General features: G+C 66.1%; 18 protein-coding genes. 9 read left to right on the plus strand and 9 right to left on the minus strand.

The genetic code is table 11. The features are described from left to right. Positions 1 to 25: 25 nt before the first annotated feature. On the minus strand, positions 26 to 865 hold the full coding sequence (locus BR78_RS0110565) for a c-type cytochrome (protein ID WP_025560920.1): 840 nt from the start codon (positions 863 to 865) through the stop codon (positions 26 to 28). 57 nt (positions 866 to 922) lie between these two features. Next, a complete protein-coding gene (locus BR78_RS0110570) occupies positions 923 to 1885 on the minus strand; it encodes an NAD-dependent epimerase/dehydratase family protein (protein WP_025560921.1) in 963 nt (320 codons plus the stop codon). Positions 1886 to 2110: 225 nt separating this feature from the next. On the opposite strand from BR78_RS0110570, the gene BR78_RS0110575 reads away from it, so the two are divergent. After that, a complete protein-coding gene (locus tag BR78_RS0110575) occupies positions 2111 to 2578 on the plus strand; it encodes a GNAT family N-acetyltransferase (protein WP_025560922.1) in 468 nt (155 codons plus the stop codon). A gap of 31 nt (positions 2579 to 2609) precedes the next feature. Here BR78_RS0110575 and BR78_RS0110580 read toward each other — a convergent pair whose 3' ends face one another. The 5 genes from BR78_RS0110580 to BR78_RS0110600 form a co-directional block, all read right to left on the minus strand. Continuing rightward, the gene (locus BR78_RS0110580; protein WP_025560923.1) at positions 2610 to 3293 is read right to left on the minus strand and encodes a hypothetical protein; all 684 of its coding nucleotides are present in this window, start codon (positions 3291 to 3293) and stop codon (positions 2610 to 2612) included. A gap of 178 nt (positions 3294 to 3471) precedes the next feature. Then, the gene (locus BR78_RS0110585) at positions 3472 to 4119 is read right to left on the minus strand and encodes a 3-oxoacid CoA-transferase subunit B (protein WP_025560925.1); all 648 of its coding nucleotides are present in this window, start codon (positions 4117 to 4119) and stop codon (positions 3472 to 3474) included. Continuing rightward, positions 4119 to 4433: a DUF5076 domain-containing protein gene (locus BR78_RS0110590; protein ID WP_025560926.1), complete on the minus strand. Its 315-nt coding sequence runs from the start codon at positions 4431 to 4433 to the stop codon at positions 4119 to 4121. The genes BR78_RS0110585 and BR78_RS0110590 overlap by 1 nt, the downstream gene beginning before the upstream one ends. Continuing rightward, positions 4430 to 5506, minus strand: coding sequence for an HAD family acid phosphatase (locus BR78_RS0110595; protein ID WP_231478231.1), 1077 nt, complete (start codon positions 5504 to 5506; stop codon positions 4430 to 4432). The genes BR78_RS0110590 and BR78_RS0110595 overlap by 4 nt, the downstream gene beginning before the upstream one ends. Next, entirely contained in the window at positions 5503 to 6210 is a 708-nt protein-coding gene (locus tag BR78_RS0110600; protein ID WP_025560928.1) for a CoA transferase subunit A, read from the minus strand. The genes BR78_RS0110595 and BR78_RS0110600 overlap by 4 nt, the downstream gene beginning before the upstream one ends. Positions 6211 to 6439: 229 nt before the next feature. Here BR78_RS0110600 and BR78_RS0110605 point away from each other — a divergent pair, with 229 nt between their 5' ends. The 5 genes from BR78_RS0110605 to BR78_RS0110625 all read left to right on the plus strand — a co-directional run bounded on the left by BR78_RS0110605 (position 6440) and on the right by BR78_RS0110625 (position 10588). Further along, positions 6440 to 6952 carry an outer membrane protein gene (locus BR78_RS0110605; RefSeq protein ID WP_025560929.1) on the plus strand — a complete coding sequence of 171 codons (513 nt, stop codon included), beginning with the start codon at positions 6440 to 6442 and terminating at the stop codon, positions 6950 to 6952. A 206-nt stretch (positions 6953 to 7158) separates the two neighbouring features. Next, a complete protein-coding gene (locus BR78_RS0110610; RefSeq protein ID WP_156022291.1) occupies positions 7159 to 7608 on the plus strand; it encodes a hypothetical protein in 450 nt (149 codons plus the stop codon). Positions 7609 to 7611: 3 nt separating this feature from the next. Then, positions 7612 to 8577 (plus strand): glycoside hydrolase family 25 protein, encoded by a 966-nt coding sequence (locus BR78_RS0110615; protein ID WP_025560931.1) that lies wholly within the window; start codon positions 7612 to 7614, stop codon positions 8575 to 8577. An 81-nt stretch (positions 8578 to 8658) separates the two neighbouring features. After that, positions 8659 to 10308, plus strand: a complete 1650-nt coding sequence (locus tag BR78_RS0110620) for a thiamine pyrophosphate-binding protein (protein WP_025560933.1) — start codon at positions 8659 to 8661, stop codon at positions 10306 to 10308. A 40-nt stretch (positions 10309 to 10348) separates the two neighbouring features. Further along, positions 10349 to 10588, plus strand: coding sequence for a hypothetical protein (locus BR78_RS0110625; protein ID WP_025560934.1), 240 nt, complete (start codon positions 10349 to 10351; stop codon positions 10586 to 10588). Positions 10589 to 10664: 76 nt separating this feature from the next. Here BR78_RS0110625 and BR78_RS0110630 read toward each other — a convergent pair whose 3' ends face one another. Then, entirely contained in the window at positions 10665 to 10835 is a 171-nt protein-coding gene (locus tag BR78_RS0110630; RefSeq protein WP_025560935.1) for a CsbD family protein, read from the minus strand. A 92-nt stretch (positions 10836 to 10927) separates the two neighbouring features. Here BR78_RS0110630 and BR78_RS0110635 point away from each other — a divergent pair, with 92 nt between their 5' ends. After that, on the plus strand, positions 10928 to 11524 hold the full coding sequence (locus tag BR78_RS0110635; RefSeq protein WP_029725396.1) for a class I SAM-dependent DNA methyltransferase: 597 nt from the start codon (positions 10928 to 10930) through the stop codon (positions 11522 to 11524). A 438-nt stretch (positions 11525 to 11962) separates the two neighbouring features. Here BR78_RS0110635 and thiS read toward each other — a convergent pair whose 3' ends face one another. After that, on the minus strand, positions 11963 to 12967 hold the full coding sequence (thiS, locus tag BR78_RS0110640) for a sulfur carrier protein ThiS (protein WP_081855731.1): 1005 nt from the start codon (positions 12965 to 12967) through the stop codon (positions 11963 to 11965). 81 nt (positions 12968 to 13048) lie between these two features. On the opposite strand from thiS, the gene aroQ reads away from it, so the two are divergent. Then, positions 13049 to 13483, plus strand: a complete 435-nt coding sequence (gene aroQ / locus BR78_RS0110645) for a type II 3-dehydroquinate dehydratase (protein ID WP_025560736.1) — start codon at positions 13049 to 13051, stop codon at positions 13481 to 13483. Between the two features lie 35 nt (positions 13484 to 13518). Then, positions 13519 to 13998 carry an acetyl-CoA carboxylase biotin carboxyl carrier protein gene (accB, locus tag BR78_RS0110650; RefSeq protein ID WP_025560737.1) on the plus strand — a complete coding sequence of 160 codons (480 nt, stop codon included), beginning with the start codon at positions 13519 to 13521 and terminating at the stop codon, positions 13996 to 13998.

Raw genomic sequence — 13998 nt, forward strand, 5'->3', positions numbered from 1 at the left:
CGCAATTTTGCGTCGGGAAGCGGAGCTATTGCGCCGGTGCGCGCTCGGCTTCACCCTTGAGGTACATCTGGATCGCGTCGATCTCGGGATCGGTGAGCACGAAAAAGCTCTCGCGCGCGACCTTGCTCATCACGCCATGGTCGGCTTTGGTGCCGACGCCGGTGCGCAGCAGCTTCTTGAGCTTCGCCGGATCATAGGCGGCGACCATCGGCGCGAGCGCGGGAACCCTGGTGCTGCCGTCTTCCATCGTGCCGTCCTGATGAAGCTTGTGACACGCCGTGCAGGCGAAATCGACGACGTAGCGGCCCATGTCGGCGGGGCGTGCCGGCTCCGAGACCTTGGCCGAAGTCGCCATTGCCGGAAGCTTGCCGGCTAGGATCAGCGCGCGGCCGATCGGGCCGTAGGACATCGTCGCCATCGAGTCCTTCGGGCCCGGCTTGAGCGTGCGAATCCAGGCGACGATACGGCCGACGTCCTGATCCGAAAGATGCCCGAGCGCGTGGGTCGGCATGATGAACAGCGACGAGCCGTCCTTGTGGACGCCCTGCCGGATCGCGCGGACGAGCTCGGCATCGCTCATCGTCGCGGCGGCCTTCGCCAGCGACGGCGGCGCGATGCGGCCGAGCATCGGATCCTCGAACAGCACCCCGCCTTCGCCATTGGCGTGGTGACAATCGCGACAGCTGGCGAGGCGCGCCATGCGCGCGCCTTCGGCGATCGAAGCGGGATCGGTGGGGACCGCGACTTCAGCCAGGGGCACTGCATGCCCCTTGCGGATCACCCATTCGGATCCCGCATAGACGACGACCAGCACGAGCAGGACAAGGCCGGCGAGCGCCGCCAGGCCGCGGATGATCCAACGCATAATTCCCCCAAGATCAGATACTTGTTACGCCGACAATGTATGTCGGAAGCCGTCAAGTCATGCGATCCCGGGTACTTCCTTCGGCGAGACGTAATTCGAATCATGCGTGAATGGAAGCGCGGCGCCACTCCGCAATGCTTCCACGACCGCATTAAAATCCGTCTCGCAGCGGAAGCCCAAAACTTGCTCTGCTCGCGCGGCGTCATATACGCGCCCGACGGATTTGGGCAGTTCCCAGCCTTTGGCGGCGTATAACGCAGGTGCATCGGGGAAATGACGAGCGATTACTGTCGCGGCGTCGCGTTTGAGTTCGTCGCATTCGCTGCGGTTGAACGGTGTCGGTGCCGATATGATGAAACTGCCAAAGCCAATTTCGGGCGCCCGATCGAGCGCGGCGATGTGTGCTCGGGCGGCATCCTCCACCGTCAACCGGCGGTGAAGCAGCTCATTGGCCTTCATGTTCTCGCCCGAGAGATCGCGATGCGTGTCGTCGTCCTCGGGAAAGAAGCGGCTGGTGCGCAGCATGACGCAGTTCAACCCGCTTTCGAGCTGCGCGAGGCGGCACAATTGCTCGGCGGCGAGCTTGGTGACGCCATAGATGTTGCGCGGTTCGAGCGGGCCGCTGGTCTCGTCCAGCCAGACGGCGTGATCGGCGAGTTCGTTGCGGATCGCGGTCGAGATCATCAGCGAGGTGGTCGAGGTGAATACGAAGCGGTCGTGACCCGCCTTTGCCGCTGCTTCGAGCAGGTTGAGCGTACCGGTGACGTTGACATGGATGAACGCCTGCGCCGGATAGCGGGCGATATCGGGCTTGTGGAGCGCTCCGCCGTGGATCACCGCCTCGATGCCATAGTCGGCGAAGACGCGGTCTATCAACGCGCGATCCGCGACCGAGCCGATTACGTCGGTATCGATGCCCGGCGCCACGTCGAGGCCGATCACCACATCGCCGCGGGCCCGCAGCATCGGCGCGAGGAAACGGCCGAGCCAGCCGGAAGAACCTGTGAGGAGGATACGCATAAGGGCGCGATAGCCGACGTCGCGGCGGCGTGAAATATGCCAGCGGCTTTACAAACCGCGCACGACACAGCAAACCGCCGCCAGCCTCACAGGAGATCGCCTTTGCTCACCCCCGCCGCCTCCGACCGCTTGCGCGGCCGAGCGTCGACGTTGGGCACGATGCGGCGCTGACGCAAGAGCGAATGCCGGCCCTTTGCCGGCTTCCCGCATCTACAGAGGCTCCAGATGATCATCGAAACCAATGCGGCGGACTATGCCGCGCTTCTGAACGAGCGTGCGCCGCGCGGGCTGGCACTCGCCGACACCCTTATAGCGCCGCCCGAAATCCTCCAGATGCTCGCCGGGCTGGCGGAGCGTATCGGCGCCGATTTCGCGCCGGCCTCCTGGCTCATCGTCGAGGAGGGCGAGGTCGTCGGGCTGTGCTCGATCACGCGCCCGCCTGAAGGGGGCAGCATCGACATCGGCTATGGCATCGCCCCTAGCCGCCAGCACCGCGGGATCGCGACGCGGGCGATCGGCGCCGTGGTCGCATGGGCGCGCGCGGCACCGCATGTCATGGCGATCACCGCCGAGACAGCGATCGACAATCTGGCGTCGCAACAGGTGCTTGCACGCAACGGCTTCGTCCGGAACGGCGAGCGCTTCGACGCCGAGGACGGCCAGCTGATCTGCTGGTGCTGCGTCGTGAAGTGAGGGGTCGGGGCGGGCTTCGGTCCGCCCCGTACTACAGTCCCGCGGGAAGCGGCGTCGCCAGCCGCTGCGCTGGGTCTTGTGCATCGGCCCAGTCAGTGCGACGCGCCACGAACGGATTGAGGAACAAGACCGGCAGCTTGAGGAACAGCAGCTCAGAGTGGATGAAGGTGTCGATCGCGCGCTCCCACCATTTCGGATCGCGCTTGCCGTTCGCCTTGAGCCAGCCGTCATAGGGCGCCCAATGACTGGGCTCGTCCTTCTCGATGATCCTGAAGATCTTCATCAGCACCTTGTCGCCGGTCACCAGCGGATGGCGCAGCAGGATGTCGACCTGTTTGTAGCCGCGCTGCTCGGTCAGCGAGATCACCCGGCATAGCTTCTCGAACTCGTCGTCGCTGGCGATGATCGCATCGGTGTCGAGATCGTCGATCGTGCGGCGGAACATGATCTCGACGAAGCGGTCGATATGGCCGCAGGTGCGATCGACCCTGAGCGGCATCTTGCCCTGGAGTTCGAACCAGCGCTTGAACATGAGATAGTGCTTGCGCTCGTCGGCGCGGTGCTTCTCGATCGCGGCGATCAGCGCAAAATCGTCCGGCGAGCGCGCGCGTACCGCCTCGAGCACCCGATCGATGCTCGTGTAGCCGCGATGCTCGTTGTAGATGTAGATCGAGCCCAGAAGGTCGAGATAGCGGCGGCGGAACCAGCCCATCATCGGCCGAGGCTACGCCTCGCCCCGGACAGCGTCAACGCAGGCCGATCGGGCGCGAGGGGAGTGGTCAGCTTCGTCACAGACATTGGTGCACACGACAAAGCCATCGGTTCAACAGCTTTGCGGCCGACCGGCGCCTCACGCGATCCGCATTCCCTGCAGAGACGGCCCGGCGCCTCTTTCAGGCCACCAACGCCGCATCATAGGCCGCCGTCGTCTTCGCCGCGACTTCCTCCTCGCTCACGCCCGGCGCGAGCTCGATCAGCCGGAACGGGCTGTCGTGATCGGCGCGCTGGAACACGGCCAGATCGGTGATGATCATATCGACCACGTTCCTGCCGGTGAGCGGCAAGGTGCAGGTCGGGATGAACTTGGGGTCGCCGGCCTTGGAGTTATGCTCCATCACCACGATGATCTTCTTGACCCCCGCGACGAGGTCCATCGCGCCGCCCATGCCCTTGATCATTTTGCCGGGGATCATCCAGTTGGCGATGTCGCCCTTCTCGCTGACCTCCATCGCGCCGAGCACGGTCAGGTCGATATGCCCGCCGCGGATCATCGCGAAGCTGTCCGACGACGAGAAATAGACCGAGCTGGGCAGCTCCGAGATGGTCTGCTTGCCCGCGTTGATCAAGTCCGGATCCTCCTCGCCCTCATAAGGAAACGGCCCGATGCCGAGCATGCCGTTCTCCGACTGGAGCGTGACCTCGACGCCCTCGGGGATATGATTGGCGACTAGGGTCGGGATGCCGATGCCGAGATTGACGTAGAAGCCGTCCTTCAGCTCCTTCGCCGCGCGCGCGGCCATTTCGTCACGGGTCCAGGGCATCAATGCACTTCCTTGCCAAGATCGGTGGGAGACTGGCGCTCGGCATCGACGCCGAACCAGATACGGGCGAGCGCCTCTTCCTCGCTGATGCCGCAGGCATTCGCCCAGGCGCGCGCCCCGTGGCGGACGCTGTCGACCAGGGCGATGCCGAACACCGCGGGATCGGCGCCGAGCGCGGCGGGATCGATCAGGCAGGTCGCCTGCCCGCCGGGCCGCGACCACATGCGCAGGAACTCGCGGCTGCCCTGGAGCAGATGCGTTGCGCCCGAGATATCGAGTTCGTTGGCGACTACGCCCTTGCGTCCGAAGCTCATCGCGTTGCTCCTTGTCCCGGATCGGTCCAATGCGCGTCCGGCGGGAAGATATCGGGGACGCCGCCCTTCAGCCCGGTGCCGTAAACCGGATTGGGCAGCATGAACCAGCCCGCACCCCAGAGCGGCGCGAGCAAGGTGCCGCCGACGCTGTTGCGCCGCGCGAGCACCGGCGCATCCGCCGCGTTGAACAGGTCGCTGAAGTCGCCTAGCTGGTCGCCGGCCATCGCGACGATGCAGAAGCGCTGCGCGATCTTCTGGCGGCGGGCGTCCTTGCCGCTCGGCTCGCCTTCGCCGCGCAGCCACAAGGTGTCGAAGAGGTCCGCAGGACCAAGACCGGCGTGATCCAGCGCCGCCTGAGTCTGCGCGGCGGTCGCGATCGAGCGATTGGAGTTGAAGATCACCGTGAAGCCTTCGCGGCGCGCGGCGGCGAGCGCTTCCGCCGCGCCGGGCACGGCCTCCACCTTGTCGGCGCCGGTCTGCTCCCAGCGCGTCCAGCGCGCCGCATCATAGCTGCCGCCGCGGATCGCCTCGTCTCGCTCGTAGCCGAGATTGAGCAACGCAGTTTCGTCGATATCGAGCACCACCGCGAGCGGGCGCTTGCCGCAGGTTTCGAAGCGCGGATTGTCGAGCGTCGAGCCGGGCGCGAGCACCACCGAGCGGATCTGCGTCTTGTCACGGCGATAGCCGATCTCGACCTTCAGATAATTCCACAGCGCCTGATAGGCCTGGAGGCTGAGCGCCGCCGCCTCGCCCGAGCCGTAGAGGAACTGCATGCCTGCGGGCGCCGTGCCCGCAACCGGTCCCGGCCCGGTCGGCGCGCCGCTGGGCGGAGGCAGCGCGGTCAGAGTGGTGACCTGTACCTTGCTGCCATCGGGCGCGGTCAGCACCTGTCCCGGCTTCGGCGCCTGCTGCCGGGCGCGCCTGCGCTCGCTCCTGTTCGGACTATCCTGCGCCGACTTGTACACGCCCGCGCCGGCTGCAAGCGGCGCCGCGACCAGCGCCGCCGCGCATCCCGAAAGCCCCAGCCCGGCGGCCCCAAGCGCCGTGCAAATCAGCGCCGGCCGCCCTTTCATGCTGCCTCACGGGTGCGGACGGTGCGGAACTCGATCTTCTTGTCGTAGGGCGCGCCGACGATCAGCCGCTTCACATAGATGCCCGGCAAATGAATCTGATCGGGATCGAGGCTGCCGACCGGGACCACTTCCTCGACCTCGGCGACGCAGATCCGCCCCGCGGTCGCCATCGGCTGGTTGAAGTTGCGCGCGGTCTTGCGGAAGATGAGATTGCCGCTCTCGTCGGCCTTCCAGCCCTTGATGATCGAGAGGTCGGCCCGGATGCCACGCTCGAGGATATATTCCTCGCCGTCGAAGACCTTCGATTCCTTGCCCTCGGCGACCTGGGTGCCGACGCCGGTCTTGGTGTAGAAGCCGGGAATCCCCGCTCCGCCCGCGCGGCAGCGCTCGGCGAGCGTGCCCTGGGGACAGAATTCGACTTCGAGCTCGCCCGCGAGATATTGGCGCTCGAACTCCTTGTTCTCGCCGACATAGGAGGAGATCATCTTCTTCACCTGGCGCGAACGGAGCAGCTTGCCGAGCCCTTCATTGTCGATGCCGGCATTGTTCGAGGCGATGGTAAGGTCCTTGACGCCCGCGGCCTGGATCGCATCGATCAGCCGCTCGGGAATGCCGCACAGGCCGAAACCGCCCGCACACAAGGTCATGCCGTCGAACAGCAACCCGTCAAGCGCTGCGTCGGCGTTCGCATAGAGCTTCTTCATGGTCTGCGATTCTCTCCTGGCCCGTCGCGGCGATAATCCCGCGCGCAAGGGCGGGTCAAGCAAACCTGAACCAAGTTTCAACTTTCGTTCGAATCTTGCGCTGTGGCAAAAGAGTCACAGCGCAGACTGTAATTGAATTGCCATATTGCACCTGCGAAACGGAAGCCTATCTCGGCGCTCGGATGGCCATCCGACCCTAAAGTACCAAGTCCAAAAGATAGGAAGAACAATGCGTATTCTCGCAACGACGGCGCTCGCCCTGATGGCGGCGACGGCAACCCCCGCTTTCGCTCAGGACGGCAGCTTCACCGGCCCACGCGCCGAAGTCGTCGCTGGCTGGGACCATGTCGGTGGCCTCGGCGACGGCCAGTCGGGCTTCGCCTATGGCGGCGCGATCGGTTATGACAAGCAGCTGGGCAACGTGGTGATCGGCGCCGACGCCGAGATCACCGGCGCGACCACCGAGGAAACGGGCGTCAGCGCCGGCCGCGACCTCTATGCCGGCGCGCGCCTGGGCGTCGTCGTCCCCGGCTCGATCCTCGTCTACGGCAAGGGTGGCTACACCAATGCCCGCGTCAGCTTTGCCGGCACCGGCGAGAATTACGATGGCTACCGCCTCGGCGCCGGTCTCGAGCGCAGCTTCGGCAAGTTCTACGGCAAGGTCGAGTATCGCTATTCGCGCTACGAGAAGGTCGATCTGAACCGCGACCAGGTGGTTGCAGGAATCGGCTACCGCTTCTGATCCAGGGCGGAAACGTCAGGGCCGCGCGGCGCCGCCGCGCGGCCCTTTTTTATGGGCTTCCCGCGAACGCTTCCGCAGGATGTTCGCGCACGGCGCTGCATCACACAGCGCATCAGGAAAATCGCAAGAAGAGAGCTTGCATTCCCGCGCAGCTATGCAATCCTCGCAAATAGAGACTCGGCAGTCGGCAAAAGGGGAGCTGAACTGTGGAAACGACACTCGACGCAACTACATGGATGCAGCTTCTCGGGCTCGGCGCGATGTTGGGAGCGCTTGGCCAGGCTATTCGCAGCATCGTCGGCCTCAAGAAGCTCAACGATGCCGTCAGCAACAGCACGACCACGATGTCGCAAGCGATCGAGCCGAGCCGGCTCGTGACCTCGCTGGTGATCGGCGCGATCGCGGGTTCGCTGGCGAGCGTGAGCTTGATCGACAATATCCATGCAGTCGCGTCGGCGCAGATCGCCGCGATGCTGGGGGCCGGCTATTCGGGCGCCGATTTCATCGAGGGCTTCATGAGCCGGGCCATGCCCTCGCAGGCCACGCCGGCCGGGCAGGAGGCGGTCGGCGTCGGCACGGCCGCAGCAGCGCCGCCCGAACCGAACGCAACCTCGGCGCCCGGTATGGGGCCGACCTCCGACGACGCGGTGGGCTGAGCCATGCCGCAGCATCCGCAAATCCTGATCTCGGGTCAGGTCACCACCACCGCCAAGGTCAATCTGCGCCAGGGCGCCGCCACCACCGATGCGCCGGTGCTCCGCAAAGTGCTCGCGGGGACGCCGCTCAACGTCCGCGCGATCGTCGCGGGGCTCTCGGTCGACGGCAACCCGTTATGGTACAGGACCGACGAGAATGCCTATGTCTGGGCCGGCGGATGCGGACCGCTCACGCCATTCGCCGCCGGGGCGGCACCAGCCCCGACGCCGGCTCCCACACCCCTGCCCACTCCGGCGCCCGCCCCCGCTCCGGCAGCGGCGCCACGCGCACCGATCGCCACTTCGGCCGAGGCGCCGCGGATTCCGGTGGTGATCGACCTCTATAACGGCAATGCGGTCAACAGCTTCGCGCAGGCGCGTGCCGCCGGCGTGCTCGGGATCATCCACAAGGCGACCACCGGCCAGACGGGCAAGGACAAGGCCTATACCGAGCGTCGCGCCGCCGCCGAAGGCGCCGGCTTGCTCTGGGGCGCCTATCATTGGGGCACCAACGCGCCGGTGAAGGCGCAGGTCGACAATTTCCTCCTCAAGGCGCAGCCCGGCCCGAACACGTTGGTCGCGCTCGACTATGAGCTCGACGCCAAGTTCCAGATGAACTTCGATCAGGCGCGCGAGTTCCTCGAGCGGATCCACGAGAAACTGGGGCGCCGGGCGGTGCTCTACAGCGGGCATTTGATCAAGGAGAAGCTCGGCGACAATGTCGACCCCTTCTTCGGAGCGCACCGGCTGTGGCTCGCCGAGTACAATCCGACAGCGCATGTCCAGAAGAGCTGGCCCAGCTATTGGCTGTGGCAATATGCCGAGAAGGCATCGACCGTGCCCGGCATTCCCGGCAATGCGGGCGGCAAGATCGACTATAACCACTTCAACGGCAGCGAGGCCGAATTGCGCGCGCAATGGGCGTCGTGAGCGGGCGCCATTCCACCGCGGCATAGCCGGCGTACAGGCTGGGGGTTACGCGGGACGGGCGAGCCGCGCTAGGAAGCGGGGATGACCGCGAAACGAACCGGGGGCCGGATCCTCGTCGACAATCTGGTCGCACAGGGCTGCGACCGTATCTTCCACGTGCCGGGCGAGAGCTTCCTCGCGGTGCTCGACGCGCTGCACGACACGCCCGTGGATGTGGTGACGTGCCGGCAGGAAGGCGGCGTCGGCTTCATGGCGTGCGCCGACGGGGCGATGACCGGACGGCCGGGCGTGGCGTTCGTGACGCGTGGGCCGGGAGCGACCAATGCGAGCATCGGCGTCCATGTCGCGATGCAGGATTCGCAGCCGATGATCCTGTTCATCGGCGACGTCGACCGCGGCATGCGCGACCGCGAGGGTTTCCAGGAAGTCGATTTCCCGGCGATGTTCGCGCCGCTCGCCAAATGGGCGACGCGGATCGAGGACGCGGCGCGGATTCCGGAATATGTCGCGCGCGCCTGGAACGTGGCGACGAGCGGGCGGCCCGGACCGGTCGTGATCGCATTGCCCGAGGACATGCTGTGCGATGAGGTCGAAGCGATCGACCGCCCGCCTTTGCCGCGCGTGACCCAGGCACCCGACCGGCACGCGATGCAGGCGATGGCCGCGCTGATCAGGCAGGCCGAGCGTCCGGTGGTGATCGTCGGCGGCGCCGGCTGGACGGCGGCGGCCGGTGCGGCCTTTGCCAATTTCGCGGAGCGGACCGGCCTGCCCGTCGCCTGCGCGTTCCGGCGGCAGGACGCACTGCCCGCCGGATCGCCGGTCTATGCGGGCAATCTCGGTTATGGTCCCAACCCGAAACTGGCGTCGCGGATCAAGGGAGCGGACTTGATCCTTGCCGTCGGCGCGCGGCTCGGCGAGGCGACGACCGACGGCTACACGCTGATCACCCCCGATCATCCAGGCCAGACGCTGATCCACGTCCATCCCGATCCGAACGAGCTTGGCCGGGTCTATCGCGCCGACATCGCGATCTGTGCCGATATGACGAGCTTCGCCGGCGCGGCGGCGCTGGAGAACATCCCGCCGATCCGCGGCGGCGCCGCTGCCGAAGCGCATGCCGAATGGCTCGACTGGTCCACCCCCAAGCCGCGGGAAGGCGTGGCGCTCGATCTCGGCCAGTGCGTCGCGGCGATGCGCGAGGCAATGCCGGCGGACACGATCATCTGCAACGGGGCGGGCAATTTCTCGAGCTGGTGGCACCGTTACTGGCACTACGGGCCGCAACCCTCGCAGCTGGCGCCGACCGCGGGCGCGATGGGCTATGGCGTTCCCGCCGCAGTCGCGGGCAAGCTGCGCGCACCGGAGCGGCAGGTGGTCGCGCTCGCCGGCGACGGCGATTTCATGATGAACGGACAGGAACTCGCCACCGCGGTGCAGCACAATGCCGACATTCTCGTACTCGTCATCGACAACGGCGCGTACGGCACGATCCGTATGCACCAGGAGCGCGAATATCCGGCCCGCCTATCGGGCACGCGGCTGCACAACCCGGACTTCGCTGCGCTCGGCCGAGCTTATGGCTGCTGGGCGGAGACGGTCGAGCGGACCGAGGAATTCGCTCCCGCGCTGGAGCGCGCGCTGGCGGAAAAGGGCGTCCGGCTGCTCCACCTCAAGACCGATGTCGAATTCATCACGCCGGGGACGACAATCAGCGCGATCCGCGGCGCCTGACCGGTCCCGGGCCCTCTATAATAAGGGCAAGGAGACTGAAATGGGTTGGAAGACGGCGCACATCGGCAGCGAGGGCGATCATCTCGCGCTTTCCGGCGTGAAGGTGTGGCAACAGGAATGGCGCTGGCTCGGCAGCAAGACCGTGAACCTGCCCAATCCGCTCGAACCCGCGCAGACCCAGTCGTTCATGATCTGCGAGATAGGCGCCTCCCACAAGCCGGTCCGCTTCGCCGCCAGCAAGCTGCCGAGCGGCCTGTGGTCGTTCTACGTTCCCGATTAAGGCAAGAGGGCCCGACTGACACAAAAAGGGCGGCCTCCTGCGAGACCGCCCCTTTCGCCCTCAACGGTGATCGTATTCAGATATCGTCGCCGAGCACGCCCTTGACCTTGCCGGCGAACTGCTCGCCTTTGCCCTTGATCTCCTGCGCGGCACCCTCGTCGCGGGTGTCGGGATTGTCGCTCTGCTGCTTGATCTTGCCGGCCGCCTCATCGAGGTTGCCCTTGATCTTGTCGACGAGTTCACCCATGATTCCAAACTCCTGACCGCGGATCGGCGCGTGGCTGCGCCCTGTTTCTCAAGTCCGACACAATAACGGTCCGCGCCGGGTGAGGGTTCCTGATGCCCGATCGAATTCGCGAACATTATCAGCGCCATGCCCATGCCTTCGACGAAGCGCGCCGCCAGAACTTCGTCGAGCAGAGCTGGCTCGACCGCTTCCTGCTCGCCGTGCCGAGGGGAGGCCGGATCCTCGACCTCGGCTGCGGCGCGGGGGAGCCCATCGCGCGGTACCTGATCGACCGCGAGCGGCAGGTGACTGGCGTCGATGTCTCCGAACGGATGATCGCGCTCGCACGCACGCGCTTCGCAGGACATCGCTGGATCTGCGGCGACATGCGCGACGCCGTGGTGGAAGGTCCGTTCCACGGCGTGATCGCATGGGACAGCATCTTCCATCTGCCCCCGGAGGACCAGGCAGCGATGGTGGTCAAGGCGGCGGGGCTGCTCGCCCCCGACGGCGCCTTTCTGTTCAATACCGGTTCGGCGCGCGACGAGACGATCGGCTGCCAGTTCGGCGACGAACTCTACCATGCCAGCCTCGCCCCGGCCGAATATCGCGCGCTGTTCGCCGGATATGGGCTGATCGAAGTGGCATTCGTGCCGCATGATCACAGGACCGGCGGAAGGGCGATCTGGCTGGCGCGCAAAGGGCGCTGAGCAATCGGGACGCGAAAGGTTAGTAAAGGTTAGGCGAAATGCAGGTTTGCACGAACGCGCCGTCGGTTGACTGATTGACTCATTTTCGGATTTTTCGCGGGATGCGACGCCGAAACGCCTGCGACGCGCCGGCTTTGCGCCGGGAACGCGGCAGTCATGCGCCGCGCACGCTGCAGTTGCGCGGCGCGGGCGCGACGGGGACGCCGCACGCACGCGGCTGCGACGCGCCAATGATGCGACGGCGACGCGGCGCCTTCGCGCCGATGCGCCACCTCCGACACGCGGGCGCGATGCGATGAGACTCGACGATAGGAAAGAGCGGCCGGGGCTACCGACCGCCCGAGGCAAGCAAAGCAAATCCTACATTGCAAGGCGAATGGCGGCTATTGGGGTTGGAAAGCGACCGTTGATCTCAAGCCCCCGCCGCCCCTGCAAACGCTAGATCAGCCCTGCCAGCGGGCTGCTCGGATCGGCGTAGCGCCGCTTCGCCATCCGGCCCGCGCGGTACGACAGCCGGCCGGCCTCGACCGCCGCCTTCATCGCGGCGGCCATCATGACCGGGTCCTTCGCCTCGGCGATCGCGGTGTTCATCAGCACGCCGTCGCAGCCGAGCTCCATCGCCACTGCCGCGTCCGAGGCGGAGCCGACGCCGGCATCGACCAATACCGGCACCTTCGCGCCCTCGACGATCAGCCGGATCGTCACCTGGTTCTGGATGCCGAGCCCCGATCCGATCGGCGCGCCCAGCGGCATGATCGCCACTGCGCCGACATCCTCGAGCCGCTTCGCCGCGATCGGATCGTCGACGCAATAGACCATCGGCTTGAAGCCTTCCTTGGCGAGCACTTCGGTGGCGCGCAGCGTCTCGACCATGTCGGGATAGAGCGTCCGCGCCTCGCCCAGCACCTCCAGCTTGACGAGATCCCAGCCCCCTGCCTCGCGCGCCAGCCGCAGCGTGCGGATCGCGCTCTCGGCATCGAAGCAGCCCGCAGTGTTGGGGAGATAAGTGATCTTCTTCGGATCGATATAGTCGGTGAGCATCGGCGCATTGGGATCGCTGACATTCACCCGGCGCACCGCCACGGTGACGATCTCGGCGCCCGAGGCGGCGACCGCCGCGGCGTTCTGCTCGAAATCCTTGTACTTGCCCGTGCCGACGATCAGCCGCGAACGAAAGGTCTTGCCGGCGACGCTCCAGTTGTCGTCCTCCACCGGCCGCGCATGATCGCCGCCGCCGACGAAATGGACGATCTCCAGCTCGTCGCCGTCGGCGACGCACACCTCACCCAGGGTCGAGCGCGGCACCACTTCGAGATTGCGCTCGACGGCGATCTTCTCGGGCACCATCCCCAATTGCTCGGCGAGCTGAAGGATGGTGAGGCCGGCGGTGACGCGCTTGTGCTCGCCGTTGACGACTATGCTGACGGTACCGTCGGTGTGCATGGGGGTCCTTGGGAAATTTGATCGGGGACGCGGGCTCATATAGGGACGTGGCCACGAGACCCGCAACTGAAAGGCACCGGCTTGGCCGATACGATCTACGTCCTCAACGGCCCCAACCTCAATCTGCTGGGACTGCGCGAGCCGGAGATCTACGGCTCGGCAACGCTGGACGATATCGCGGGCGATCTCGAGGACCGGGCACGCGAGCTCGGCCTCGATATCGACCTGCGCCAGTCGAACCATGAGGGGCACCTCATCGACTGGCTGCACGAGGCGCAGGCCCGGGGCGCCAAGGCGGTCATTCTCAACCCGGGCGGGTACACGCATACTTCGATCGCGTTGCACGATGCCGTGAAGAGCATCACGACGCCGGTGATCGAAGTCCATCTTTCGAACCCGCATGCGCGCGAGGAATTCCGGCATATCAGCTATGTCGGTCGTGCCGCACGCGGAACCATCGCCGGCTTCGGAGCGCTGTCGTACATGCTTGCGCTTGAAGCCGCCGCGCGTCTCTGACATGAGCGCGCGCTTTCATCGGATAAAGGGTCGCAATGGCCGAAGATAAGAAACAAGGGGCGATGCACGTCGATATCGAGCTGGTCCGCCAGCTCGCCGCCGTGCTCGACGAGACGCAGCTTACCGAAATTGAAGTCGAGGACGGCGAACGCCGCGTGCGCGTCGCGCGCACCGTGACCGCCGCGCCGGCGATGCAATATGCACCTGCGGCCGCCGCTCCGGCGCCCGTCACTGCCGCTGCGCCTGCCGTTGCCGAGGCAGCTGCGCCGGCCGCCGCTGCCGCGAACGCGGTCAAGTCGCCGATGGTGGGCACGGCCTATCTGAAGCCCAATCCCGAGGCGAAGGTGTTCGTATCCGTGGGCGACAAGGTCGCCGCGGGCGACACGCTGCTGATCATCGAGGCGATGAAGGTGATGAACCCGATCCAGGCTCCGGCCGCGGGCACCGTCAAGGCGATCCTGATCGAGAACGGCCAGCCGGTCGAATTCGATCAGGCGCTCGTGGTCGTCGAGTAA

Origin of the sequence: Sphingomonas sp. UNC305MFCol5.2 (assembly GCF_000712135.1) — a bacterium.
In the GTDB taxonomy this organism is placed as follows: Bacteria; Pseudomonadota; Alphaproteobacteria; order Sphingomonadales; family Sphingomonadaceae; genus Sphingomonas.

Excerpts from the sequence above, each read along its gene's own strand:
- BR78_RS0110585 (WP_025560925.1), bottom strand. The coding sequence starts at position 4,119 with ATGCCCTGGACCCGTGACGAAATGGCCGCGCGCGCGGCGAAGGAGCTG.
- thiS (WP_081855731.1), bottom strand. The coding sequence starts at position 12,967 with ATGCACACCGACGGTACCGTCAGCATAGTCGTCAACGGCGAGCACAAG.
- BR78_RS0110590 (WP_025560926.1), bottom strand. The coding sequence starts at position 4,433 with ATGAGCTTCGGACGCAAGGGCGTAGTCGCCAACGAACTCGATATCTCG.
- BR78_RS0110570 (WP_025560921.1), bottom strand. The coding sequence starts at position 1,885 with ATGCGTATCCTCCTCACAGGTTCTTCCGGCTGGCTCGGCCGTTTCCTC.
- BR78_RS0110600 (WP_025560928.1), bottom strand. The coding sequence starts at position 6,210 with ATGAAGAAGCTCTATGCGAACGCCGACGCAGCGCTTGACGGGTTGCTG.
- BR78_RS0110630 (WP_025560935.1), bottom strand. The coding sequence starts at position 10,835 with ATGGGTGAACTCGTCGACAAGATCAAGGGCAACCTCGATGAGGCGGCC.
- BR78_RS0110635 (WP_029725396.1), top strand. The coding sequence starts at position 10,928 with ATGCCCGATCGAATTCGCGAACATTATCAGCGCCATGCCCATGCCTTC.
- accB (WP_025560737.1), top strand. The coding sequence starts at position 13,519 with ATGGCCGAAGATAAGAAACAAGGGGCGATGCACGTCGATATCGAGCTG.
- BR78_RS0110615 (WP_025560931.1), top strand. The coding sequence starts at position 7,612 with ATGCCGCAGCATCCGCAAATCCTGATCTCGGGTCAGGTCACCACCACC.
- BR78_RS0110620 (WP_025560933.1), top strand. The coding sequence starts at position 8,659 with ATGACCGCGAAACGAACCGGGGGCCGGATCCTCGTCGACAATCTGGTC.
- BR78_RS0110575 (WP_025560922.1), top strand. The coding sequence starts at position 2,111 with ATGATCATCGAAACCAATGCGGCGGACTATGCCGCGCTTCTGAACGAG.
- BR78_RS0110595 (WP_231478231.1), bottom strand. The coding sequence starts at position 5,506 with ATGAAAGGGCGGCCGGCGCTGATTTGCACGGCGCTTGGGGCCGCCGGG.
- BR78_RS0110605 (WP_025560929.1), top strand. The coding sequence starts at position 6,440 with ATGCGTATTCTCGCAACGACGGCGCTCGCCCTGATGGCGGCGACGGCA.
- BR78_RS0110625 (WP_025560934.1), top strand. The coding sequence starts at position 10,349 with ATGGGTTGGAAGACGGCGCACATCGGCAGCGAGGGCGATCATCTCGCG.
- BR78_RS0110580 (WP_025560923.1), bottom strand. The coding sequence starts at position 3,293 with ATGATGGGCTGGTTCCGCCGCCGCTATCTCGACCTTCTGGGCTCGATC.
- BR78_RS0110565 (WP_025560920.1), bottom strand. The coding sequence starts at position 865 with ATGCGTTGGATCATCCGCGGCCTGGCGGCGCTCGCCGGCCTTGTCCTG.